The following is a 24,322-nucleotide window of genomic DNA, read 5'->3' on the forward strand; positions in this document are numbered from 1 at the left end:
GATGAAGGGACATCGTTCATTCAACGCAGCAGGCCTTGCGGCGGTATTGACCCTCCCGGCCCTGGGCGGAGTCGCGCACGCGACCGATGAAATTCAAGTCTACAACGCCGGGATCGCCGCGGTCGGCCAGTTCACGATCCAGCAGCATCTGAACTACATCGCGCTCGGTCAGAAGAATCCGCCCTTTCCCGGCGGGCTCGCCTCAAATCACAGCCTGAACGGCACCCCGGAATTCGCCTACGGCGTGACCGACTGGTGGGAGGTCGGACTCTACCTGCCGTTCTCGATCCAGGACGAGCGCTTCTATTCGGACGCCTTCAAGCTGCGCACGCTGTTCGTTTCGCCGCACGCCGAACAGCGCAATTTCTTCTACGGCGTGAACTTCGAATTCAGCAACGAGACGCCGCCATTCTCCCAGTCCCGGTTCTCGATGGAGATTCGTCCCATCATCGGGGTGCGAAACAGCGAGTACGAGTTCATCGTCAATCCGATCGTCGACGTCCATTTCGGCAAGTTTGCCGAACAGCATTTCACGCCGGCGGCGCGTATCGCACGCAAATTCGGGGACGATCTGTACGCAGGCTTCGAGTACTATAGCGACCTCGGCCAGATCGGAAACTTCGACAAACTTGCGGACCAGCAGCACACGCTGTTCGCGGTCACCGACTTCAAGGCCGGCGACTTCGACGTGAACTTCGGCGTCGGCTACGGGTTGACGCGGGGGTCCGACCGCCTCGTGGTCAAGACCATCATCGGCTATGCCTTTCCGGCGCCGGGCCAGAAACCGGACGGTGGCGATCGCGTGAGCGGACCAGTCAATCCTTTCACCCATGCTGCCGTGCACGGCTTCCAGCCCTGACCGGCGCGACCTTTCAATGCCAGGGATCCTCATGACCCGTCTTCAATACGGCACGCCCGCCAAGATCTTCCACTGGGTCATCGTCGCCCTGCTGGCCGTGCAATATCCGATCGGCTGGCTGATGCCGGACATCCATCGGGGCATGAGCCCGGGCGCCGGCATGACCTTCCACCTGTCCATCGGACTGACGATCCTGCTGCTGACGGCGCTCCGGTTCGTCTGGCGCCTCACCCATCCGGTCGCGCCTGAAAGCTCCCTGCCCCCCTGGCAGCGCTTGTCTTCGGAGGCCGTCCACTGGCTGCTCTACGCGCTGGTACTGGCGACGACGATCTCCGGCTGGCTGTTTGCGTCCTTCCGCGGCTGGTCCGTCTCGTACTTCTACCTCGTGCCGCTGCCGATGCTCGCGTCCGATAACGCGGCCGCCGGGAAGGCGATCGACGGCCTCCACCAGGCGATGGAATGGGCGCTGCTCATCACCATCTGCATTCACGTCGCAGCCGCGCTGGCGCATGTCTTCATCTATCGCGACCGGGTGATGCAGCGGATGCTGCCCGGGTAGCATTCCGGACAGATCAACCGCGATCAAACGGCGGTTGCGGCATCGGCTAAAACTGCGCATCATCGCAAACCAGCGAAGCGCAGGAGCATGTCGTGGCGAAATCGGAATGGAGTTTCAAGAGCGCGGTCGAACTGTCGGCCGCATTGGCGGCGAAGAAGGTGTCGGCCGTCGAGCTCACGCAGGATGCGATCGACCGCATCGAACGTCACGACGGCAAGATCAACGCGATCTGCGTCCGGGATTTCGATCGCGCGCTGGACGCCGCGCGCGAAGCGGATGCGGCGCTGGCCCGCGGCGAGCGAAAGCCGCTGCTCGGCCTGCCGATGACGGTGAAGGAGTCCTACAACATTGCCGGCCTGCCTACGACCTGGGGCAATCCCGCCCACAAGGACTTCATTGCGAGGGAAGATGCCCTGCCTGTCACGCGGGTGAAGGATGCCGGCACGATCGTGCTCGGCAAGACCAACGTGCCGCTCGCCCTCGCCGACTGGCAGAGCTACAACGACATCTACGGCACCACCAACAACCCCTATGATCTCGGCCGCACGCCGGGCGGCTCCTCCGGTGGCTCCTCGGCGGCGCTGGCGGCGGGTTACGGCCCGCTCTCGATCGGCTCGGACATCGGCGGCTCGCTGCGCGTGCCGGCGTTCCATTGCGGCGTCTACGCCCACAAGCCGACCTTCGATCTATTGCCGTCTCGTGGTCATACGCCGCCGCCGGCTCCCGCGTTAGCTTATGAGCGCGATCTCGCCGTGATCGGACCGATGGCGCGAAGTGCCGGCGATCTATCCCTGCTGCTCGATGTCATGGCCGGTCCCGACCCGCTCGACAACGGCAAGGCTTACAGGCTCGAGCTGCCGGCCGCGCGTCACGGCTCGCTGAAAGAATTCCGAGTTCTCGTGATCGATTCCGATCCGGTGCTGCCGACCGACACCGCGGTACGCGGCAGCATCAACACGCTCGCCGACAATCTCGCCAAAGCCGGCGTCAGGATCGATCGCAGCAGTCCGCTGCTGCCGGATTTCGCGGCGTCCTCGCGCCTCTATATGCGGATGCTGCTGTCGTTCCTCGCAGCCAGCTTCTCGCCCGAGTTCTACGCTGGGGCGGCCGCCGCGGCCGCTACCCTGCCGGCCAGCAACAACAGCCTGCAGGCCGAACGCCTGCGCGGCATCGCGCTCAGCCATCGTGACTGGCTGCTGGCGCGCGGCGGCCGGACACGCCTGCGCGCGCAATGGCACGAGCTGTTCAAATCCTTTGATGCGGTGATCTGCCCGGTCATGCCGACGCCGGCCTATCCGCACGATCATTCGCCGGACCAGGAGCAGCGCCGCATCCTGATCGACGGCACGGCGCACGTCTATACCGACCAGCTCGTCTGGCCCGGCATCGCCACCCTCCCAGGCCTGCCCGCGACAGCGATCCCGACCGGCTTCGCACCGGATGGGCTGCCGGTCGGCGTGCAGATCGTCGGCCCGTGGCTGGAGGACCGCACACCGCTCAAGCTCGCCGAATTGATCGAACGCGAGTTCGGCGGGTTCGTGCCGCCGAAGATGTTCGGGGATTGAGACCTCCTGGTCGGCCCACGTGTCGCGGAGAGTTGAACTAAGCCCCCGCATTCCGCTGTCATGCCCCGGCTTGACCGGGGCATCCAGTACTCCGCGGCGGAGGTTGGTGCGGACAACTGCCGCCGGGGCGTACTGGGTCGCCCGGTCAAGCCGGGCGACGACACCGTCATTGCGGTTACTAGCTATCAAACACGATCACGCTGCGCAGCGTCTTGCCGGCTTTCATGTTGGCGAAACCCTCGTTGATCTCGCTGAGCTTCAGCTTGGCCGAAATCCAGTCCTCGAGGTGCAGCCGGCCACGCAGGTAGAAATCGACCAGGCGCGGCATATCGACACGGAAGTGGTTCGAGCCCATCGAGGAGCCCTGGATCTTGCGCTCGCGCAGGAAATCGAAGCCGTGCAGCTCGATCTTCTGGCCGAACGGGATCATGCCGACGATGGTGGCGGTGCCGCCGGAGGCGAGCATGGCAAAAGCCTGCTCCGCGGTCTCCTTGCGGCCGAGCACCTCGAAGGAATGATGCACGCCGCCATTGGTGAGGTCGCGCACCTGCTTCACCACGTCGCCGTCGGCGGGATTGATGATGTCGGTCGCGCCCAGCTTGGTCGCGAGCTGGAGCTTGGCCGGATTGGTGTCGATGGCGATGATGCGGCCGGCGCCTGCGATCTGCGCCCCGTTGATCGCGGCCATGCCGACGCCGCCGCAGCCGATCACGGCCACGGTCTCGCCGGCCGTCACCTTGGCCGTGTTCACGACCGCACCGTAGCCGGTAATGACGCCGCAGCCGATCAGTGCGGCGAGCTCGAGCGGCATGTCCTTCCTGATTTTGACGATCGCATTCTCGTGCACCAGCATCTGCTCGGCGAAGGAGGAGAGATTGAGGAACTGGTGCAGCTTCTCCGGCTTCGACCATTGCATCCGGTTGGAGACGCCGGGCAGCATCTTCACCGTCGTGTCGGTGCAAAGCACGGTGCGTCCGGTGGTGCAGTTGTCGCAGGTGCCGCAGAACACCGACAGGCAGGTGACGACGTGATCGCCCGGCTTCACATAAGTGACGTCGGAGCCGACCTGCTCGACGATGCCGGCCGACTCGTGGCCGAGCACCGCGGGCAGCGGATGCGGATAAAGGCCTTCCATGAAGTGCAAATCGGAGTGGCAGAGCCCGGCGACCGCGGTGCGGATCAGCACCTCGCGCGGGCCCGGCTTCGGCAGGCTGACATCCTCGATGACGAGCGGCTGGTTGACTTCATAGAGGACGGCGGCCTTCATCGGGTTTTCCTCGTTGTTGTTTGTTCGTTGGATCTTCGGCTGTCCACCTCTCCCTATGGGAGAGGTGAGGACCAGCCTACGCCGCCAGAACCAGTTCGCCAACCTCGCTCATTCCGGCTGTGCGATCACCGAGCAGCAGCTCGGCGATCTTCGCCTGCGTCGCATTTTCCGTCAGCCGGAACGGATCACTCGGTGCCACTCGGTGATCGATTACCAGCCGCGACAGCAGCAGGCGGCGCGCATCGCCGCGCATCTCGTGGATGCGGTGCGCCTCCCAGGCCAGCGCCACCGCGCTCGCGACATGATAAAGCACGCTCGTCGCACGCCGCGCATCGGCCTCGTTCTCGGATTTCCCCGCAACCTGGCGGGCAAAGCGCACTGCGCGATCGACCAGACCGCGCAAATTGTCGCGCCAGGCCTGCGGCACGGAGGCGCTGTCGTCGAGCCGCGCATGAAGATCGGCAGCGAGCGCGGATTCCGCGCCGTGGCGTCCGACGGCGCGCCGGAGCGCATCGATGGCGACGATGTTGCCGGTGCCCTCCCAGACCGAACCGAGATGGGCATCGCGCAGCAGGCGCGGCGTTGCGAACTCCTCGATATAGCCGATGCCGCCGCGCATCTCGAGCGCATCGCCGCAGACCTTTCGGGCATCGCGCGTGGCGCGGAATTTCAGCGTCGGCGTCAGGATGCGCAGCAGCGCTGCCGCATCCTGGCTGCCGGCTTCGGCACGATCGAGCGCATCTGCGGTGAGGAAGCTCATCGACAGCGCCTGCTCGACGGGCAGCATGATCTTCAGCATCTGGCGACGGCCGAGCGGCAGGTCGATGATGCGGCTCCCGAACACCACGCGGTTCTTCGCCACCGTCATCGCGTCGTGATAGGCGCGGCGCATCAGCGCGGTGGATTTGACGCCGTTGGACAGCCGCGACGAGTTCACCATCTCGGCCATCTGCACGAAGCCGCGATCGAGCTTGCCGACGGCATAGGCGATGGCGCCTTCGAGCTTGATCTCGCCGGAGGCCATCGAGCGGGTGCCGAGCTTGTCCTTCAGGCGCACGATCCGGTAGTGGTTCTGCGCGCCGTCGTCGAGGAAGCGCGGCATCAGGAACAGGCCGACGCCGCGCGTGCCTGGGCCGGCGCCTTCGGGGCGCGCCAAGAGCATGACGACCTTTGCATCGGCGTTCGAGCAGAACCATTTCTCGCCGTAGAGGCGCCAATGCTCGCCCTCCTGCACCGCACGGGTGGTCAGCGTGCCGACGTCGGAGCCGCCCTCCTTCTCGGTCATGAACTGGCCGCCTTGCGTCAGCTTGCTCATGTCGGTCGAGGTCAGGCCGTCGAGATATTTCGCCTTCAGGGCCTCGCTGCCGAAATTCGCCAGCAGTTTTGCGCAGCCGTCGGTGACGTTGATCGGACAGCCCATGCCGAATTCGGTCTGGTTGAACAGGAAGGTGAAGGCGTGCTTGGCCACGACGGGATATTTGTCCGGCCAGCCCATGATGCCCTTGCGAAGCGAGAGCGCGTGGATGCCGAACTCGCCGAATGCGGCATTCTCCAGCTCGCGATAGGCCGGATGATATTCGATCCATTGCACGTCGCGGCCGAACTTGTCGCGCTGGTGCAGCACCGGCGTGTGCCGGTCGGCAAGCCGCGCACACTCGTCGAGATGGCCGCCGGCGAGCTCGCCAAGACGGTCCAGATGCGGCTCGATGTGGCGAAACAGCGTCTCCGGCAGATGGATGCGCAACAGGTCCGCCAGCGCCGGATCCGCGCGGTAGAAATTCATGCCCGTGGTATCGGGCGCCAGCAGGCCGGATGATGCGGCGGCAGGGCTTTTCGCCTGCGCTGTGAGCGGCTCGTGCATGATCGTCCTCTTCGTTTCCGTCCGGCGGCATTCTTATCGCTTGCCGCTTGGGATGATGTCGATCATGCTCCCGTCGCAAAAAGCGATAAAGCCGCAAATCGTCAGGGCCGCATGATTGCCGTGAAGGAGCAGTTCGCTCTGCGGAATGTGATCGGTCCGGCTGGTTGTCCGCATGGCGGATGCCTAGATCAACGAGGTCCTGTCCCCGGGAGATCACACCATGGAACACCCGACATACAAGGTCGCCCTCATCGTCGGCGCCGGCGAAGGCCTGAGCGCCTCGCTGGCGCGGTTGCTGTCCGCGCAAGGCATCCGCGTCGCGCTGGCCGCGCGCAAGATCGAGAAGCTCGGTGCGCTCTGCAACGAGACCGGCGCCAAGGCCTATGCCTGCAATGCGACGGAGCCCGAGGAGGTCGAGCGCCTGTTTGGCCTGGTCGAGCGCGAGATCGGCACGCCCGACCTCGTCGTCTACAACGCCAGCGGCCGCGCGCGCGGGCCGTTCGTCGACCTCGTTCCGGCCGATGTCGCCAATGCGATCGCGGTCAGCGCCTATGGCGGCTTCCTGGTGGCGCAGCAGGCGGCGAAGCGCATGCTGCCGAACCAGCATGGCGCGATCCTGTTCACCGGCGCCTCGGCCAGCGTCAAGGGCTATGCGCAGTCCGCCCCGTTCGCGATGGGCAAGTTCGCGCTGCGCGGGCTGGCGCAAAGCATGGCGCGCGAATTGTCACCGCAAGGCATCCACGTCGCGCATTTCGTCATCGACGGCGGCATCCGCAGCGCGGCGCGGACGGAAGCGCCCGACAAGCCGGATTCGATGCTCGATCCCGATGCGATCGCAGAGAGCTATTGGAACGTGCTGCAACAGCCGCGCAGCGCCTGGAGCTGGGAGCTCGAGCTGCGGCCCTGGGTGGAGAAGTTTTGAGACAGTAGTTTGAGGCAATTACGTCACAACAACCGTCATTGCGAGCGAAGCGAAGCAATCCAGGAATCTTTCGGCGGAACCAGTCTGGATTGCTTGGTCGCTTCGCTCCTCGCAATGACAAAGGAGAAGGAGACCGCATGACCAGCGAAACCATCGTCGATACCGGCACCAACGAACTCCTCTGCGTCATCCGCGACCGCGTCGCGGTGATCACGCTGAACCGGCCGGAGGCGCGCAATTCACTGTCGGACGCGCTGACGCCGGCGCTGCGCACGATGATCCGCAGCTGCGGCGAGAGTGCGGATGTCGGCGCACTCCTGATCACCGGCGCCGGCGAAGCGTTCTGTGCCGGCGGCAACGTCAAGGGCATGGGCGCGCATCGCGACCCCAAGAAGCTGGAGATGTCGCTGGAGGATCGCATTGCCGATCTGCAGGAGCGGCAGCGGCTGCTCACCGGCGCGCTGGTCTCGGTACGCAAGCCGACCATCGCGGCGCTGCCCGGCCCCGCGGTCGGCGCCGGGCTCGCCATCGCGATGGCCTGCGACATCCGCATCGCCGCGCAATCGGCCTTTGTCGCCACCGGTTATGCCCGCATCGCACTGTCGGGCGATTACGGCATCGCCTGGCTACTGACCCGCCTGGTCGGCACCGCACGCGCCCGCGAACTGATGTTCGCCGGCGATCGTGTCGATGCCGCGCGCGCGGAATCCATCGGTCTCGTCAATCGCGTCGTGCCCGACGACAAATTGCAGACCGAAGCCTTCGCGCTCGCCAGGTCTCTCGCCGAAGGCCCGCGCCTCGCGCTGCGCTACATGAAAGACAATCTCGACGAGGCCCTGCTGTTCGACTTCGAGACCGCCAGGGATCACGAAGCCGAGCGGCTGGTGCGCCTCACCACGACCGCCGATCACAAGGAGGCCGTGCAGGCCTTCATCGAGAAGCGCAAGGCGCTGTTCACGGGGAAGTAGCCGGTCATCCGTAGCCCGGATGGAGCGCAGCGCAATCCGGGACCGCCAGCGCTTGCGGTACGAATCCCGGATTGCGCTGCGCTCCATCCGCGCTACTCGGTTCACGCCGAATTTGGGTCCTGCGCAAAAAAAAGCCCGGCTCTGGCTTGGCCAGGCCGGGCTTGCAGTCGTGTCAGGCCGAGGCTGAGGGGCTATCGGCCTGACGGGAAAGGGCGGCGAGACGCCAGCTCGCGCAGGGAATGTCCTTTGGCGCGCGGTGGATCTCCTTGTCGAAGCGCACCAGCTTCCAATCATCGGGATGATTGACCAAGCCGAAGCCGGATTTGCGCGCGAGCGAGATCATGGTTTGGTTGGAGCGCAGCGTGTCGGCGAACATGTGCTCGGCGCCGAGCGCCGCGGCGCGGCATTCGAGGTTCTTCATCAGTGCGGTGGCGATGCCGTGGCCCTGCCAGCGGTCATCAACCGACAGGCCGAATTCGAGCGTCGACGTCTCGGCATGCAGGGCATAGCGCGCCTCGGCGACGATGATCTCGAAGCCGTCGACCATCCTGGTGACGACCACGGTGAAACGATCGCGCTCACCCACCTGAAGAAAATCGTTCAGCAGACCCTTGGGCAATTCACTGATCGCACCGAAGAAGCGGTTGTAGCGCGAGCGGGTCGAGAGCGAACGGACATAGTGTTGAAGCTCCTCGGTATCGCGGGGCTCGACGAAGCGAACGTTGATCGCCTCTCCGTCGCGGGTGCGCAACGTATCGGAATATTGCTTCAGGTCTTCCAGACGATAAGTGCCCATGATGCGTGCCCAGGAGACGAGGGACCGCCGGCGCCCCTGTGCTCAGGCGGCGCCGGCCTGGCGGCCATCAGGCCCGCCAGAAGGGTTTGTCAGCCTCGTAGGCAACGTCGGACCAGGACAGACCAACGTCGTGCAGATCGCGGGCGGTCCAGTTGGTCAGTTCGCGCCTGTTGCGATAGCGCTCATGCCAGAGATGGAGCGTCTCACTAACCTGCTGGATCAGGCCTGCTGCATGATGATTTGTCATCGAATTGTCGGTCAACGTAGACATTTTCAGCTCCTTGAGCTAACTTGACCGCTAATATCTGCCTGTGAGTGCGCTGCGACAAACGACAATTTGTACTCCTTCGCATGAATTAAGCTCATGTATCCTGCTGCCAAATGACTGCCAGATTGCCTTCCCTGAACGGATTGCGGGCCTTTGAGGCCGCCGCGCGCCATCTCAGCTTCACGTTGGCCGCAAGCGAGCTGAACGTGACCCAGACCGCGATCAGCCATCAGATTCGGCGCCTCGAGGAGGAGCTCGGCATCCGCCTGTTCATCCGGCAGAACCGCGCGCTGGCGCTGACCCCCGAAGCGCGTGACTATCTCCCCGGTGTCCGCGCCGCCTTCAACGACCTCCGCCTTGCCACCGACCGGCTGCTGCGCAAGGACGACGACAGGGTGCTGACGGTCTCGACGATCGCTTCACTGGCCGCGAAATGGCTGCTGCCGCGTCTGACCGATTTCCAGGAGACCCATCCCGGCATCGACGTCCGCATCACCACCTCGACCAGCCTCGTCGACTTCCAGCGCGACAATGTCGATGCCGCGATCCGCTACGGCCGCGGCCAGTGGCCGGGCGTTCGCGCCGAGTGGCTGATGGCGGACGAGCTGTTTCCGGTGTGCAGTCCCTCCCTCCTTCGCAGCGACAAATCGCTGCGCACGCCGGAGGACCTGAAGGATCATGTGCTGCTGCATACCAACAACAGCGATGACTGGCGGCTCTGGCTGACGGCGGCAGGCCTGCCCGCCGGCATTTCACGGCAGCCCGGCATCACCTTCGACATGACCTTCATGACGGTGCAGGCGGCGATCGACGGCATGGGCGTGGCGATGGGCCGGACCTCCTACGTTCAGGATGACATCGCCAAGGGCCGGCTGGTGGTGCCCTTCAAGATCGCGCTGCCGGCGGACGCCGGCTTCTATCTGGTCTCGCCGGAGGGCCGCCGCGAGGCGCCGAAGCTCGCCGCCTTTCGCCAATGGATGGTCGCCGCAACCCAGAATAAAGCCTGAAAAATCATCAGCTTCCGCCGCGAAATGGGTTGACTCGCAACGTCCCGCGCGAGAGGGGTAGCCAGATTGCCGCAGCAGCAATTTGTCGCCTTGCCGTGAAATGAGTTCCGGTCCGGCCACGTCTCGAAAGGGAGTAAACGCTCATGGCTGGACCAGCCACCAATCCGCCTGCAATCAAGTCGCGCATCGGCGCGATCCTGCGCGCCACATCGGGCAATTTTCTCGAACAGTTCGATTTCTTCCTGTTCGGCTTCTACGCGCAGGATATCGCGAAGGCGTTCTTCCCGGCTGCAGACGACACCGCGGCCCTGCTCAATGCGTATGGCGTGTTCTGGCTCGGCGCGCTGATGCGCCCGGTGGGCGCGATCGTGCTTGGTGCCTATATCGACCGTATCGGCCGGCGCCAGGGGCTGATCTTCACACTCGCGCTCATGGCGCTCGGCACCGTGGTGATCGCGTTCTGCCCGTCTTACGCAGCGATCGGTGTTGCCGCCCCGGTCATCGTGCTGATCGGCCGCTTGATCCAGGGCTTCTCTGCCGGCGTGGAGCTCGGCGGCGTTTCCGTCTATCTCTCCGAGATCGCCACGCCCGGCAATCGCGGCTTCTACACCTCGTTCCAATCATCCAGTCAGCAGGTCGCGATCTTCGTCGCAGCGATCATCGGCTTCATCCTGAGGGAGCTCATTCCCGGCGACACCTTCCTGGATGTGATCGGGGGCGTTGCAAAGTGGCGTATCCCGTTCTTCGTCGGCTGCATCATCATCCCGGTCATTTTCTTCCTGCGGCGCTCGCTCGAGGAAACGCCGGCCTTCCTGGCCATGAAGAAGCACCCGACCGCGCGCGAAGTTTTCGCATCGGCGATCGCGAACTGGCGCATCGTCATTCTCGGCATGATGATCGCCGTGCTGACCACCACGACCTTCTACTTCATCACGGTGTACGCCCCGGGCTTCGGCAAGCAGCTCAATCTGTCGCCGACCGGAACGCTGTTGGTGACGCTTCTCGTTGCTGTCACCAACTTCATCTGGAATCCGGTCGGCGGCGCGCTGTCCGACCGCATTGGCCGCAAACCGGTGCTGGTGACGATCGCGGCCCTGTCATTCCTGACGGCCTACCCCGCCCTGTCCTGGCTCGCGGCAGCTCCCACACTCGGGAAGCTGCTGGCTGTTCAGATGATGTTCTCGCTCTACTTCGGCGTCTACAGCGGCACGATGCTGGGATGCCTGGTCGAGATCGTGCCGGCTCATGTCCGTACCACCTGCTTCTCGATCGCGTTCGCCTTGGCCGCGGGCATCTTCGGCACGTCGACGCCCGCGGTGGCGACCAAGCTGATCAGCATGACCAACGGCGACAAGGCCTCGCCGGCGTACTGGCTCATGTTCGGCGCGGCGCTCGGCATCATCGCCGCACTCGCCGTTTATCGCGGGGGCAAGCAGGCGGTGCCGACCTATGACACGGCTACCGAGCCGGCGACGGGGCGTTGATCGTCATTCCGGGGCGCGACAAAGTCGCGAGCCCGGAATCCATTTCTCCCAGCATTGCTGACGCACGATGGATTCCGGGCTCGATGCTGCGCATCGCCCCGGAATGACGGAAGGGACTTACAGCTCCACCACCACGTAATCGCTCTCGACCGTCACTGGGATCGTCTCGGCCACATACGGGCCCTTCACCACACTGGCGCCAGGCTCGACATGGGCTGGATAGGCCTTCACCCGGAAGCGCCGGGGATCGCAGTAGGACTGGCCCGTGCGGATGTCGAACTCCCAGCCATGCCAGGGACAGCGGATGATCTCGCCGAGTTTTGTATATTCGATCTCGCCGGGATCCCTGGACTGCGCAAGTCCGATCAACGGGCCTTCGCACAAGGCCGCCCCCTGGTGCGGACAGCGGTTCATCAGGCCGAAATACTCGCCCTTGATGTTGAAGACGGCGATCGGCCGTCCGTCGATCTCCAGCAACTTTCGCGTCCCCGGCGGAAGCTCATTGACCGGCGCAATCACATGACGCGCCATCAAGCTATTCCGTAGAGCTTCTTGGCATTGCCGAGATAGAACGCCTCGCGATTGGCTTCGCTGACGCCCGCCGGCAGCACGCGGGACGGCTCGTCATAATCCCAATGCGGATAGTCGGTCGCGAACAGCAGCCGATCCCAGCCGATCCAGTTGATGACGTCGAACAGATCTTCGCGCCGCTCCGGATCTTCCATCGGCTGGGTGGTCCACCACACCTGCTCGCGGATATATTCGGACGGCGGCCGCTTGACGTGCGGCACCTCGCTGCGCAGTCGCTGCCAGACCTTGTCGAGGCGCCAGGCCAGCGACGGCGCCCAGCCGAAGCCGGCCTCGATCATCACCATCTTCAGCTTGGGGAAACGCTCGAACACGCCTTCCAGCACGAGACTGGCCAGCGCCGATTGCTGGCACTGCGAATGGCCCACCATCTCCTCGATGTAATAGGACGGCCAGCCCGACGGCGTGATCGGATTGCCGCCGAAGCCGAAGGCGTGCACGCCGACCGGAAGGCCCGCCTCTTCCGCAGCCTGATAGATCGGCCAATAACGGCGCTGGCCGAGCGGCTCGACGTTGCGGCTCAGCAGCAGCACCTGCACGAAGTTCTTGTCGCCGGCGCGCTCGCGGATCTCGGCGGCCGCCGACAAGCCATCCTCATTGCCGACGACAATGGACGCCTTGAGCCGCTTGTCCTTGCTGGTCCATTTGTCGATCTGCCAGTCGTTGATCGCCGAGCACAGCGCAGCCGAGAGCTCGTGGTTGCGAATGCCCTGCCCGGTACCCAGCGGATTAAGCACGCCGAGCTGCACATTGTTGCGGTCGAGCAGCTGCTTCTGCATGAAGGAGAGCGACGAGCCCTGCGGCCCGCCTTCCGGCGGATAGGCATCGCGGCGCGAGGCGTTGGGTTGGGCCTTCGGATAGGGCGGGCCTTCCATCATGCCCTGATAGGCATGGACACCGTAGACTTCGAGGTGATGTTGCCAGCGCTTGGCGAGGTAGGGATAAAGCTCGGTCCGGGTGGCACGTGCCGGATGGATGTCGCAGTCCGCAATCGCGGTCTTTGATGTCAGAGGGGAAGCAGTTTCTTGGCTCTCGCGGAACTGGATATTCATCGCCTTGCCTCCTTTGGCAGCGGGCTCATTTCAGGCGGGGATAGGTCGCATGTGGATTGTCGATCATGATCTTGCGCACGAGATCGGGGGCGAGCCCCTCGGGCAGCGCATCCTGGCCGTCGAACTGCCAGTGCGGATAGTCCGTGGAGAATAGGACCAATTCGTCGGACTGCATATGCTCAAACAGGCGATTTAATGTCGCCGTGTCCGGCGGCGCATCAAATGGCTGTAATGAGAAGCGGATGTTGCTGCGCACAATCTCGAGCGGCGCGCGATCGACCCATGGCGTCTCCATCCGCACGCCGCGCCAGAACTTGTGCAATCGCCAGAGATAAGGCGAGATCCAGGAGACGCCGGATTCCAGCATCACCATTTTCAGCCGCGGATATTTGGCGAATACGCCTTCCACGATCAGACTGGTGAGCTGGGTCTGGAACGCCTGGGCCTGACCGACATAATCCTCGATGTGGTAGGAACCCCAACCCACTGCGGTCGGAGGGTTGTGATAGGCGGAACCGGCGTGGATACCCACCGGCAGATCGTGTCGTTCGGCCGCCTCGTAGATCGGCCACAGCGCGCGCTTGCCGAGCGGGGTGTCGCCCATGACCAGCATCAGCACCTGCACGAAGCGCCTGTCCCCTGCGCAGCGCTCGATCTCGGCGACGGCTCTCTCGATGCTTTGGGTCGGGATGACGATCGAGCCACGCAGGCGGGACTCGCGATCGAGCCACTCCTTTGCCAGCCATTCGTTGACCGCGCGGCAGAAGGCAGCCTGCATGTCCTCCGAAAACACCATCTGCACGCCGTAAAGCGGATTGCAGATCGCGAACTCGAGCTGGAAGGGATCGAGCACGTGGCGCTGCATGTCCTGCAGCCTCTCGCCGGGCTTTCCGTTCTCGGGACGCCAGTCGGGTCGCGCGGTGATCGGCGAGTTCTGCGGATAGGACTGCGAGACGAGGTCGACCATGCCGCGCGTCGTCACCTGATCGCGCCAATAGTCGTTCAGGTACGGCAGCAGGCTGGTCAGATGCGGCACGGCCGGATGCACATCGCAGTCCACCCCACCGGGGATCAGGGACGTCATGACGTCTGCCTTCTCACGTTTCCTCGCCTGGCTCTTCTTGTCTCCATCATTCAAGCAGGCCTGCCCGTCGCCCGCAACTCGGCCAAGGCTTCCGTCATATGCTAGGAAGGCGGAGCTCGGATGCGAGGGAACAGGGGTACGGGATGAAAGAGCTCATCGGCATTGCGGAACAGGCGGCCGCCAAACTGATCGCGCGCAAAGAGACTCTCGCAGTCGCGGAATCCTCGGCCGGCGGGCTGATCGCGGCCAGCCTGCTCGCGGTGCCCGGCGCCTCCGCCTATTTCCTCGGAGGCGCGGTGGTCTACACCCGCGATGCCCGACGCGTGCTGATGGATATTTCGGATGAAGGAATGAAGGGCTTTCGCTCCTCATCGGAGCCGTACGCCAGACTGCTGGCCGAACAGATGCGCGGCCGCTTCAGCTCCGACTGGGGCCTGTCCGAGACCGGCGCCGCCGGCCCGACCGGCAACCGCTACGGCGATGCCGCCGGCCATAGCTGCATGGCGGTGGCGGGACCTGCGGCCGAGGTGATGACGCTGGAAACCGATAGCAACGACCGATTCGCGAATATGCAGGTGTTCGCGGCGACGGCGCTGAAATTGTTGCTGAAGAAATTGGAGGGGCGGTGACAGCCGGCCTACTCACCGTCCCAGATGCCGTATGAAGATCCGCACCACATAGCCTTTGAACCGCGGCGCCTCGTCGTAGAGGTCCGAGGCGATCCGCTCGATGGTCTCGCGCAGCGACGTGAACTGCGCCTGCCGCGCGCTGCTCTCGGTGCCTTGCATGCCCGCGAGTTCATCCATCGCGGCATCGCTGATCTGGCACTGCACGACTTCATCCTCGCTCAGCATGGTGAAGCAAAAGGCCAGCCGTTCGAGATCATGGCCGATGATCCTGTCGCGCGTCAGTGGCATAAGTCGTCCCGGTCGAGCCCCGGCCGGACAATGCTGAAAATCGCAGCGCTTGTCAGCACCAAAGAGCGGCTTCCCGCTACTGGAACGCCACTTCGGCAAAGCTGCGAAGCTTGCGCGAATGCAGCCGCTCCGATTCCTGCTGCTTGAGCCGCTCCAGCGCCTTGAGGCCGATCTCGAGATGCTGACCGACGCGGCGACGGTAGAACTCGCTGGCCATGCCGGCGAGCTTGATCTCGCCATGCAACGGCTTGTCGGAGACGCAGAGCAGCGTGCCGTAGGGCACGCGGAAGCGGTAGCCATTGGCGGCGATCGTGGCCGATTCCATGTCGAGCGCAACCGCGCGCGACTGGGACATACGGCGGATCACCTCGGGGCCGGAGATCTCCCAATTGCGGTTGTCGACGCTGGCGACGGTGCCCGTGCGCATCAGGCGCTTGAGCTCGAAACCTTCCAGGCCCGTGACGTCCTCGACCGCCTGTTCCAGCGCGACCTGCATCTCGGCCAGCGCCGGGATCGGCACCCACAGCGGCAGCTCGCGATCGAGCACATGGTCCTCGCGCACATAGCCATGCGCGAGCACATAATCGCCGAGCCGCTGCGTGTTGCGCAGGCCGGCGCAATGCCCCAGCATCAGCCAGGCATGCGGCCGCAGCACCGCAACGTGATCGGTGACGTTGCGCGCGTTGGACGGACCGGTGCCGATATTGATCAGGGTGATGCCGCGATAGCCGGGCGCGACGAGATGAAAGGCCGGCATCTGCGGGCTACGCAAGGGCGCATCGCCGCTCGTCGCTCCGCCGCTACGCGTGATCACATTGCCGGGCGCGACGAAGGCCTCGAGGCCGGCTTCGCCGGCCTGAAGCCGCTGCTGGCAGAGCTGCGCGAAGGCGTCGACGTAGAACTGGTAGTTGGTGAAGATCACGAAATTCTGGAAATGCTCGGGATCGGTGCCGGTGTAGTGATAGAGCCGGCGCAGCGAGTAGTCGATGCGCGCGGCGCGGAACAGCGACAGCGGCTCGGGTGCATCAGGCCGAAGCTCGAAGGTGCCGTCCGCGATGGCATCGTCCATGGTGGCGAGATCCGGCACGTCGAACGCATCGCGCAGCGATCGTGCGACGGACGAATTCTCGCTGGTGGTGATGGCCGCTTCGATGTTGATGTCGCGGCGATAGGCGAAGTGAATCGGGATCGGCTCATTGGACACGCCGATTTCGACGGGAACGCCGTGGTTCTGGATCAGCAGGCCGATCTGCTCGGTCAAATAGCTGCGAAACAAATCCGGCCGCGTCACGCTGGTCTCGTGCACGCCGGGGCCTGCGACGAAACCGTAGGACAGACGCGAATCCAGCCGCGCATGCGTGGCGGTGGTGAGGCGCACGAAAGGATAATAGGCCCGCACCCGCGCCGTGATCGCCTCGCCTGAGACATAGGCCTCGAACCGGTCGCGCAGGAACTTGGTGTTGCGCTCGTAGATTTCTTCGAGGCGGGCAACGGCCGCGGAGGCATCGGAGAAGGATTCGGTGGCGATAGAGGGTGGAGATTGCATCGTTCGAGCGCCGGGTTGTTGGGGCTTCGAGTCGAACTATAGCAAAGAAAGAGGTCTCGTAGGGTTGGTTAGGCTTCGCCTAACCCACCCTACGCAACCGAGATTGTCGCGTGTCACTTCTCGCGAAAGGCTCGCATGAACTGGTCGTGCAGCGGCTTCAAGAGATACGACAGCATGGTGCGGTCGCCGGTCTGGACGAAGGCCTCCACCGGCATGCCGGGGATCAGCTTGGAATCGCCGAGCCGGGCGACCTCCTCGGCGGACATCGACACGCGGATCGTATAGTAGCTCTGGCCGGTGCGCTGGTCGGTGGTGACGTCAGGAGAGACGCGGCTGACGACGCCGTTGAGTTCGGGCGTGGTGCGCTGGTTGAAGGCGGAGAGACGCAGCAGCGTCTTCTGGCCGATCTGCAGCTTGTCGATATCGACCGGGTTGACCTTGGCCTCGACCTGGAGATTGTCGCTCTGCGGCACGATCAACATCAGCGTATCGCCGGCGGTGACGACGCCGCCGACGGTGTGCACCGTCGATTGCAGCACCATGCCGTCCTGCGGAGCGCGAATGTCGACGCGGCGGAGCTGGTCCTCGGCGGCGACCTTGCGCTCGATCAGCTCGCCGATCTTGTCGTTGGTCTCGCGCAGATCCTTGGAGACCTCGCTGACCATGTCCTTGTCGACCTGGATGATCTGGAGCTCGGTCTCGGTGATCTTGCCCTTGGCCTGCGCCCGCGAGGCGATGTATTGCGCCCGCTCGCCGTTGAGGCGGGCGCTGTCGCGCTCCAGCGTGGTCAGGCGCGAAATCTGCACCAGATGCTTGTCGTAGAGATCGCGCACGCCGGTGAGCTCCTGCTGCACCAGGCTGATCTCCTTGTCCTTGGCTGTCTCCTGCGCCTGGAGACCCTCGATCTCCTCGTTGAGCTGCTGGATGCGTTCGCGGAGCTGCGCCTTCTGGCCGGCGCGGCCGTTGACGCGAACGTCGAACAGCTTGCTTTCGCTGTCGATCAGCGTCTTGACGTCGGGATCGCTGATGCGATCGCGCAGCGATTGCGGAAACTCGATCTTGTCGAGTCCGCGCTGCTCGGCCTGGAGCCGCGCCGCACGCGCCTGGGCGGCGTCGAGATTCTTGACCACGATGGCGAGGTTCGCCTTGGTGACGGTGTCGTCGAGCCGCACCACGATGTCGCCGGCCTTGACCACGTCGCCGTCGCGGGCGCGCACCTCGCCGACCACGCCGCCGGTCGGATGCTGCACCTTCTTGACGTTGGATTCGACCACGATCTGACCCGGCGCGATCAGCGCGCCTGAGATCAGCACGGTCGAAGCCCAGCCGCCGAGGCCGACGGCCAGCAGCAGCACAATCGAAATCCCGAGGATCAGGTGAAACCGGATCGACTCCCGGACAGTCTTGGGCGCGGCGGGCTTTGTGCCGCCAACCGTCACCGTGCTCATGCTTTGGCCACTCCGCCTTCGCTGACGACCTTGATCGGCGCCGGCGGCGCGACGCGGGGCTGGAGCACCTGGGCGAGCACCTGCTCCTTCGGTCCGAACGCCTGCATGCGGCCATCACGGAGCACCAGGATCTGATCGACTGCCTCGACCCCGATCGGGCGATGCGCCACGACGATGACGATCGCACCGCGTTCGCGCGCGCTGCGGATCGCGCGGGTCAACGCCTCGTCGCCTTCGGTGTCGAGATTGGAATTGGGCTCGTCCAGCACGATCAGGAACGGATTGCCGTAGAGCGCGCGCGCCAGCGCCACGCGCTGGGCTTGGCCTGCGGACAACGAAGAGCCCTGCTCGCCGACCTGCGTATTGTAGCCCTCGCGCATCTTGATGATCATCTCGTGCACGCCGGCTTCCTTGGCCGCGGCGATGATGGCGTCGGAGGTCGCCTCGGGATCGAAGCGGCTGATGTTCTGCGCGATGCTGCCGCCGAACAGCTCGACGTCCTGCGGCAGATAACCGATATGGCTGCCGAGCACGTCGCTCGACCATTGGTCGAGCGCCGCACCGTCGAGCCGGACCTTGCCGCGCACCGGATGCCAGACGCCGACCAGCGCGCGGATCAGCGAGGATTTGCCGGAGCCGCTCGGCCCGATCACGCCGAGCCCGTTGCCGGCCTCGAGCGCAAACGTCACGTCCTGGACGATCAGTCGCTGGTCGCCCGGCGCCACCATGGCGACGCCTTCGACCGAGAGCCGCTTGGTGGGCGCCTGCAACTGGGTCCGCAACGCCTGCGCCGGCATCTGTTCCAACAGACGGCTGAGACGGTGCCAGCTCTGGCGGGCCGCGACGAAGGATTTCCAGTGCGCGATCGCAAGATCGACCGGCGCCAGCGCGCGGGCCGAGAGGATCGAGCCCGCGATGATGATGCCGGCGGTCGCCTCCTGGTGGATGACGAGATAGGCACCGACCGCGAGCACCGCCGATTGCAGCATCATGCGCAGCACTTTTGCGATCGCACCGAGGCCGCCGGCGACGTCGCTCGCACGCTGATTGCCGGAGAGATATTTTTCGTTGGCCTCGCTCCAGCGCTGGTTGAGCCGGCCGGCCATGCCCATCGCCACCAGCACCTCGGCATTGCGGCGGCTGGACTGGGCGAGGTCGTTGCGCCGGGCGGCAAGGCCCATCGCCTCCTTCGCAGGCTGGCGGGACAGGAACTCGGTGACCAGCGTCAGCCCGACCAGGATGACGGCGCCGACCAGGGCGGTCACGCCGATCATGACGTGGAAAGCGAAACAGATGGCGAGATAGAGCGGCAGCCAGGGCAGGTCGAAGAACGCGCTCGGGCCCATGCCGCCGAGGAAGGAGCGGACATTATCGAGGTCGCGCAGCGGCTGAAGCCCCTCGTTGCGGCTGCCGACCAGCAGCGGCAGGCGCACGATGGTGTCGAACACCCGCTTGTTCAGCGCCTCGTCGAGCGCGGTGCCGACCCGTCCCAGGATGCGGCTGCGGATCATATCGAGCACGCCTTGCGCCGCGTAAAGACCGCCGGCGAGGACAATCAGCCCGACCAGCGTCGGAATGCTGCGGCTCGGCAGCACCCGGTCGTAGACCTCCAGCATGAAGATCGACCCGGTCAGATAGAGCAGGTTGATCATGCAGCTCATGAAGCCGACGCCGACGAACGCCGTGCGGCAGGCACGCAGCGCGTCACCGAGCTCTGAACGGCGAAGGCCGGGAACGGCTGCCATCAGTCTGATCTCTCTTTCGGGTGAGGGGCAAAGCCCCTGATTTCCTGGGTAAATCGAGGCTTACCTCGCCCGGATTAATATCGCGTTCTTCCCGCGGGCAACGCAATCGAATTAATCCGGCCTCGGCCACATCTACCCCGGATAGCCCGATGCGCAAGTCCGGTATTTCACAGGCTTTGCGGCTTTTTCCGGCAAAGACGGCGCCTCTCCCCAGGCCAGGGAGAGGCGGAAGGTTGATTGAGCCGCTAACCCGCTAAAGCCGGCCGCCGCCGCGCACCAGCCGGACCACCAGCAGCAGGATGACGGCGCCGATCGCGGAATAGATGATCTCCGAGACCAACCCGAGGCCGAGATGGATGCCGAGCCTGGGGAACAGGAAGCTCGCGACGAACGCGCCGGCGATGCCGATCACGATGTCGCCGACGATGCCGAACCCGCTCCCCCCGCACGACCTTGCCGGCGAGCCAGCCGGCGACCAGGCCGACGAACAGGATGATGATGAGGCTTTGGCCAGAAATGTACATAAGCTGAAGTCCCTCTCCGTGAACGAGGCCATGGAACCGGAACCGGGATGAATGGGGTCTGAATGCTGGTCTCCGAAGGGAACCACTCAAACATGAATCGCGAAAACAACCCCATGCACAGTAGACATCGCGCAAGCGGAGCGGACGCGGTGGATCGCGACAAGGGCATGTTGGCGCAGGGAATTTCGGCGTTCGGAGGCGCGCGGCCGGAGCGCGCCGATTACGTCGCAACCACCGGCCCGGCCAGCACGCATCGCGCCGCCCGCCCGGGCCCGATCTCGGTGCTTTCGGGCAGCTGCTCCAGGCAGCGCGGTTCGACGAGCTTGCAGCGGGGGGCGAAGGAGCAGCAGTTCGGCTTTTCGGCCAGCGACGGCGGGGTGCCGGGGATGGTCTCCAAGCGCTGGCCGCGCCTCGCGCCATGAATGGTCGAGGCAAGCAGGCCCTTGGCATAGGGGTGGACCGGCGAGCGGACGATCTCGCGAAGGCTCCCCTGCTCCACGACCTGGCCGGCATACATCACCGCGATGCGGTCGCAGATCTCGATGGCGACGCCGATGTCGTGGGTCACGAAGATGACGGACATGCCGAACTCGCGCTGCAACTCGCGAAGCAGGAGCAGGATCTGGATCTGCACGGTGGCATCGAGGGCGGTGGTCGGCTCGTCCGCCAGCAGGATTTTGGGCCGGCAAGCCAGCGCGAGCGCAATCATCGCGCGCTGGCGCATGCCGCCGGACATCTCGTGCGGATAGGCGTCCAGCCGGCGTCTTGCGGAGGGGATGCGCACGACATCGAGCATCTCAAGCGCCCGCGCCCTGCCCTCGGCATAGCTCCTGCCTTCGTGGCGCACGACGCTTTCGGCGATCTGCGCACCGATGGTGTAGACGGGATCGAGCGCCAGCGCGGGTTCCTGGAAGATCATCGACACCGTCTGGCCGCGGAACGACGACAATTCCTCATCGTTCATCGCGAGCACGTCTCGGCCCATCACCTTGACCGTGCCCGTGATCTGCGTGCGCTTCTTCGGCAACAGCCGCATCAATGCGCGCAGCGTCACGCTCTTGCCCGAACCGGACTCGCCGAGCAGGCCCAGCACCTCACTATCGCCGAGCGAGACACCGAGATCGTTCACGGCATGGACCGTGCGCTCGCCGGTGAAGCGGATGTTGAGGTCTGAGATCTCGACGAGCTTGGTCATGACGGCAGCTTGGGTACCCGGTCGTGATAGTCGGTGACGCGCTGGAACGCGGCGCCGATGGTGAGCAGCGTCGCTTCATCGAAGGACCGGCCGATCAGCTGCATGCCGACAGGCAGGCCGCTCCTGGTGAAGCCCGAGGGCACCGTGAGCGACGGCAGGCCCAGGAAGTTCACGGGACGCGTGAACAGCGTCAGCCGCTGCAGCAAAGCCGGCGCGTTGGGTCCGCCGCCGACATCGCTCTCCTCGATCGTCGGCGCCGGGATCGGCGAGGCCGGAGCGACGATCGCATCAACGCCTGCAGCTGCCGCATTGTGCGCGGCGAGTGCCGGGCCGCGCCAGCGCATCGCCTCGAGATAAGTAATGGCGGGAATGGCGAGCCCGTTCTGCAGCCGCATCAAGGTCTGCGCGCCATAATCCTGCGGCCGCTCGATCATCCAGCGCTTGTGGAAGGCGGCCGCTTCGGCGGCCAGCACGAGCTGGCTCGCCGACGACAATTGCCGCTGGTCGGGCAGCTCGACCTTGACGATATCGGCGCCCTCGCGCTTGAGCACGGCGATGGTTTCGTCCAGCACGCGCGCGACCTCGCTGTCGAGATCGTCGACATAGAAGGACGCGGGCACTCCTATCTTCAAACCTTTCAGCGAACTCTTGGTCGCCGCGACGTAGTCCGACAGCGGCTCATGGCTTGCGGTCGAGTCTTCAGGATCGGGGCCGGCGATCAGCGCCAGCAGCAGCGCGCAATCCTCCGCGGTGCGCGCGAGCGGGCCGACGGTGTCGAGCGATTGCGACAGCGGCATCGCGCCGGCGCGGCTGACACGACCAACGGTGGTCTTCAGCCCCGTGACGCCGCAGAAATGCGCGGGCATGCGGATCGAGCCGCCGGTGTCCGAGCCCAGCGCCGCATAGGTCAGGCGCGCGGCGACCGACGAGCCGGAGCCAGAGGACGAACCGCCCGTGATATGCGCGAGGTTCCAGGGATTGCGCACCGGGCCGTAATGGGCGTTGTGCCCGGTCGGGCCATAGGCGAATTCGGCCAAATGCAGCGTGCCGAGCCTGATCTGACCGGCGTCCTTCAGACGTTGCAAAGCCGTGGACGTCACCGTCGGCACGAAATCGCGGCGGATCAGCGAGCCACAGGTCGCGACGTGGCCGGCATCGTAATACATGTCCTTGTGGGCGAGCGGCACGCCGTGCAATGGGCCGCGCGCCTCGCCTTTGGCAAACTCCGCGTCGGCGACACCGGCCGCTTTGAGCGCGGCCTCCGATTCAATCGACATGAAGGCGTTGAGATGCGGCTGCCACTGCGCAATGCGGTGCAGCAGCGCGCGCGTCACCTCATGCGAAGACAGCTGCTTCATCGCGATCGCACGCGCGACCTCGGTGAGCGTCATCAAGGCGGGTTCGAGGCTCACTTCGACACCTTCTGGGTCTGCGCGAGAGGATAGTGCGCGGGCTCGAGGTCGAACGGCAGCGTGCCGGCGATGGCCGCAAAACCTTCGAAGGCCGGCCCGATGGAATTTGAGATGCGGGTCGCGATCTCGTCATCCACGGAGATGCCGGCAAGTTGCGCGATAGGCTTGATCTCTTTCGGTGTCGGTCTGGTCATGAATTCGTCTCCCTCGGCGCGAGGCTATGGCCCGATCCCGGAATGGCCATGTAGCACGCAGCCTCGTGGCCCATATTATCCAGCGCCGTAAGCTTTGGTGACGCATTTGCGCAGAGCGGCTCCGCAAACGGACAACGGGTATGGAAGCGGCAGCCCGCGGGCGGGTCGATTGGATTGGGCGGGTCGCCCGAGATCGGCGGCTTCTCGGTGCGCCTGTCAGGATCGGAGGACGGCATCGCCGCCAGCAAGGCACGCGTATAGGGATGCGCCGGGCTGTCCCAGACCTGATCGACCGGACCGAGCTCGACGACCTCGCCGAGATACATGACAAGCACGCGGTCGCTGATGTAGCGGACGACGTTGAGGTCATGGCTGATAAAGAGATAGGTCAGGCCGAATTCGCGCTTGAGGTCGGCGAGCAGGTTGAGCACCTGCGCCTCGACGGATTTGTCGAGCGCGGAGACGGCTTCGTCCAGGATCACCAGCCGCGGTGAGAGCGCCAGCGCACGTGCGATGTTGACGCGCTGGCGCTGGCCGCCGGAGATCTCGTGCGGATAGCGGCTCGCGAAATTTGCAGGTACCAGACCGACCTTGCCGAGCAGCTCGCGCGCCAACGCCCGCGCCGCACCATCGGCCATGCCGTGGACCTTCGGGCCGAAAGCGATGGATTCCTCGATCGTCAGGCGCGGATTGAGCGAAGCATAGGAATCCTGGAACACCATCTGCATGCCGCGGCGCAGCGCGCGCAAGCTCAGCGACGGGCCCACGGTCATGCCGTCATAGATGATGTCGCCGGTGTCGCGCGGCATCAAATGCATCAAGAGGCGCGCGGTGGTGGACTTGCCGCAGCCGGATTCGCCGACGATGCCGACGGTCTCGCCTTTGGCTACGGAGAAGGAGACGTTGTCGACGGCGCGCACGGTCCGCTTCGCGGCGAACAGCCCGCCGCGCACCGGGAAATGCTTGGTCAGCCCGTTCACCTGAAGCAACGGCTGCGCGACCCCGCCGACATCCTCGACGGGCTCCAGCATTTCAACGGAATTGTTGCTCTCGCTCATGGC

General features: G+C 64.8%; 23 protein-coding genes and 1 pseudogene. 8 read left to right on the forward strand and 16 right to left on the reverse strand.

What is annotated here, in order from left to right; translation table 11 throughout:
- Nucleotide 1 precedes the first annotated feature (1 nt).
- The 3 genes from X265_RS33465 (at nt 2) to X265_RS33475 (ending at nt 2,983) form a co-directional block, all read left to right on the forward strand.
- The gene (locus X265_RS33465) at nt 2–859 is read left to right on the forward strand and encodes a hypothetical protein (RefSeq protein ID WP_128968693.1); all 858 of its coding nucleotides are present in this window, start codon (nt 2–4) and stop codon (nt 857–859) included.
- 31 nt (nt 860–890) lie between these two features.
- Nucleotides 891–1,418: a cytochrome b gene (locus tag X265_RS33470; RefSeq protein WP_128968694.1), complete on the forward strand. Its 528-nt coding sequence runs from the start codon at nt 891–893 to the stop codon at nt 1,416–1,418.
- Between the two features lie 92 nt (nt 1,419–1,510).
- Nucleotides 1,511–2,983, forward strand: coding sequence for an amidase (locus X265_RS33475; protein WP_128968695.1), 1,473 nt, complete (start codon nt 1,511–1,513; stop codon nt 2,981–2,983).
- Between the two features lie 178 nt (nt 2,984–3,161).
- On the opposite strand, the gene X265_RS33485 is transcribed toward X265_RS33475, so the two are convergent.
- The gene (locus X265_RS33485; RefSeq protein WP_128968697.1) at nt 3,162–4,250 is read right to left on the reverse strand and encodes a Zn-dependent alcohol dehydrogenase; all 1,089 of its coding nucleotides are present in this window, start codon (nt 4,248–4,250) and stop codon (nt 3,162–3,164) included.
- Nucleotides 4,251–4,326: 76 nt separating this feature from the next.
- Nucleotides 4,327–6,111, reverse strand: coding sequence for an acyl-CoA dehydrogenase family protein (locus X265_RS33490; protein ID WP_128968698.1), 1,785 nt, complete (start codon nt 6,109–6,111; stop codon nt 4,327–4,329).
- 220 nt (nt 6,112–6,331) lie between these two features.
- Between X265_RS33490 and X265_RS33495 the strand changes: the two genes are divergently transcribed.
- Nucleotides 6,332–7,033 (forward strand): SDR family NAD(P)-dependent oxidoreductase, encoded by a 702-nt coding sequence (locus X265_RS33495; protein ID WP_128968699.1) that lies wholly within the window; start codon nt 6,332–6,334, stop codon nt 7,031–7,033.
- Between the two features lie 137 nt (nt 7,034–7,170).
- Nucleotides 7,171–8,001: an enoyl-CoA hydratase gene (locus tag X265_RS33500; protein ID WP_128968700.1), complete on the forward strand. Its 831-nt coding sequence runs from the start codon at nt 7,171–7,173 to the stop codon at nt 7,999–8,001.
- A 172-nt stretch (nt 8,002–8,173) separates the two neighbouring features.
- Here X265_RS33500 and X265_RS33505 read toward each other — a convergent pair whose 3' ends face one another.
- The gene (locus X265_RS33505; protein ID WP_128968701.1) at nt 8,174–8,797 is read right to left on the reverse strand and encodes a GNAT family N-acetyltransferase; all 624 of its coding nucleotides are present in this window, start codon (nt 8,795–8,797) and stop codon (nt 8,174–8,176) included.
- 67 nt (nt 8,798–8,864) lie between these two features.
- The gene (locus X265_RS33510) at nt 8,865–9,068 is read right to left on the reverse strand and encodes a DUF1127 domain-containing protein (RefSeq protein WP_128968702.1); all 204 of its coding nucleotides are present in this window, start codon (nt 9,066–9,068) and stop codon (nt 8,865–8,867) included.
- Between the two features lie 110 nt (nt 9,069–9,178).
- On the opposite strand from X265_RS33510, the gene X265_RS33515 reads away from it, so the two are divergent.
- Both X265_RS33515 and tcuC read left to right on the forward strand, forming a co-directional pair.
- The gene (locus X265_RS33515; protein ID WP_128968703.1) at nt 9,179–10,072 is read left to right on the forward strand and encodes a transcriptional regulator GcvA; all 894 of its coding nucleotides are present in this window, start codon (nt 9,179–9,181) and stop codon (nt 10,070–10,072) included.
- 143 nt (nt 10,073–10,215) lie between these two features.
- Entirely contained in the window at nt 10,216–11,556 is a 1,341-nt protein-coding gene (tcuC, locus tag X265_RS33520) for an MFS transporter (protein WP_128968704.1), read from the forward strand.
- A gap of 117 nt (nt 11,557–11,673) precedes the next feature.
- On the opposite strand, the gene X265_RS33525 is transcribed toward tcuC, so the two are convergent.
- From X265_RS33525 to X265_RS33535, 3 genes are read right to left on the reverse strand one after another with little or no spacing between them, the layout of a single operon-like run.
- Entirely contained in the window at nt 11,674–12,087 is a 414-nt protein-coding gene (locus tag X265_RS33525) for a Rieske (2Fe-2S) protein (protein WP_128968705.1), read from the reverse strand.
- The gene (locus tag X265_RS33530; protein ID WP_128968706.1) at nt 12,087–13,196 is read right to left on the reverse strand and encodes an amidohydrolase family protein; all 1,110 of its coding nucleotides are present in this window, start codon (nt 13,194–13,196) and stop codon (nt 12,087–12,089) included. Before X265_RS33530 ends, X265_RS33525 begins: the two co-directional genes overlap by 1 nt.
- A 25-nt stretch (nt 13,197–13,221) precedes the next feature.
- A complete protein-coding gene (locus X265_RS33535) occupies nt 13,222–14,280 on the reverse strand; it encodes an amidohydrolase family protein (protein WP_128968707.1) in 1,059 nt (352 codons plus the stop codon).
- Nucleotides 14,281–14,423: 143 nt separating this feature from the next.
- Between X265_RS33535 and X265_RS33540 the strand changes: the two genes are divergently transcribed.
- Entirely contained in the window at nt 14,424–14,909 is a 486-nt protein-coding gene (locus tag X265_RS33540) for a CinA family protein (protein ID WP_128968708.1), read from the forward strand.
- A gap of 12 nt (nt 14,910–14,921) precedes the next feature.
- Here the strand turns inward: X265_RS33540 and X265_RS33545 are convergent, their stop codons facing one another.
- The 9 genes and pseudogenes from X265_RS33545 to X265_RS33585 form a co-directional block, all read right to left on the reverse strand.
- Complete coding sequence (locus X265_RS33545; RefSeq protein WP_128968709.1) at nt 14,922–15,197, reverse strand: DUF1488 family protein; 276 nt, start codon at nt 15,195–15,197, stop codon at nt 14,922–14,924.
- A 76-nt stretch (nt 15,198–15,273) separates the two neighbouring features.
- Nucleotides 15,274–16,743: an AMP nucleosidase gene (locus X265_RS33550; protein ID WP_128968710.1), complete on the reverse strand. Its 1,470-nt coding sequence runs from the start codon at nt 16,741–16,743 to the stop codon at nt 15,274–15,276.
- A 113-nt stretch (nt 16,744–16,856) separates the two neighbouring features.
- Nucleotides 16,857–18,191, reverse strand: a complete 1,335-nt coding sequence (locus X265_RS33555) for an HlyD family type I secretion periplasmic adaptor subunit (RefSeq protein ID WP_128968711.1) — start codon at nt 18,189–18,191, stop codon at nt 16,857–16,859.
- The gene (locus tag X265_RS33560) at nt 18,188–19,936 is read right to left on the reverse strand and encodes a type I secretion system permease/ATPase (protein WP_128968712.1); all 1,749 of its coding nucleotides are present in this window, start codon (nt 19,934–19,936) and stop codon (nt 18,188–18,190) included. The genes X265_RS33555 and X265_RS33560 overlap by 4 nt, the downstream gene beginning before the upstream one ends.
- A 253-nt stretch (nt 19,937–20,189) precedes the next feature.
- Nucleotides 20,190–20,460, reverse strand: a pseudogene (locus tag X265_RS33565) (GlsB/YeaQ/YmgE family stress response membrane protein).
- A 220-nt stretch (nt 20,461–20,680) separates the two neighbouring features.
- A complete protein-coding gene (locus X265_RS33570) occupies nt 20,681–21,655 on the reverse strand; it encodes an ABC transporter ATP-binding protein (protein WP_128968713.1) in 975 nt (324 codons plus the stop codon).
- Nucleotides 21,652–23,067, reverse strand: coding sequence for an amidase (locus tag X265_RS33575; RefSeq protein ID WP_128968714.1), 1,416 nt, complete (start codon nt 23,065–23,067; stop codon nt 21,652–21,654). The genes X265_RS33570 and X265_RS33575 overlap by 4 nt, the downstream gene beginning before the upstream one ends.
- The gene (locus X265_RS33580; protein WP_128968715.1) at nt 23,064–23,261 is read right to left on the reverse strand and encodes a hypothetical protein; all 198 of its coding nucleotides are present in this window, start codon (nt 23,259–23,261) and stop codon (nt 23,064–23,066) included. Before X265_RS33580 ends, X265_RS33575 begins: the two co-directional genes overlap by 4 nt.
- Nucleotides 23,258–24,319 (reverse strand): ABC transporter ATP-binding protein, encoded by a 1,062-nt coding sequence (locus X265_RS33585; protein ID WP_164938918.1) that lies wholly within the window; start codon nt 24,317–24,319, stop codon nt 23,258–23,260. The genes X265_RS33580 and X265_RS33585 overlap by 4 nt, the downstream gene beginning before the upstream one ends.
- Between the last annotated feature and the right edge of the window lie 3 nt (nt 24,320–24,322).

It is taken from the genome of Bradyrhizobium guangdongense (assembly GCF_004114975.1).
GTDB lineage: Bacteria > Pseudomonadota > Alphaproteobacteria > Rhizobiales > Xanthobacteraceae > Bradyrhizobium > Bradyrhizobium guangdongense.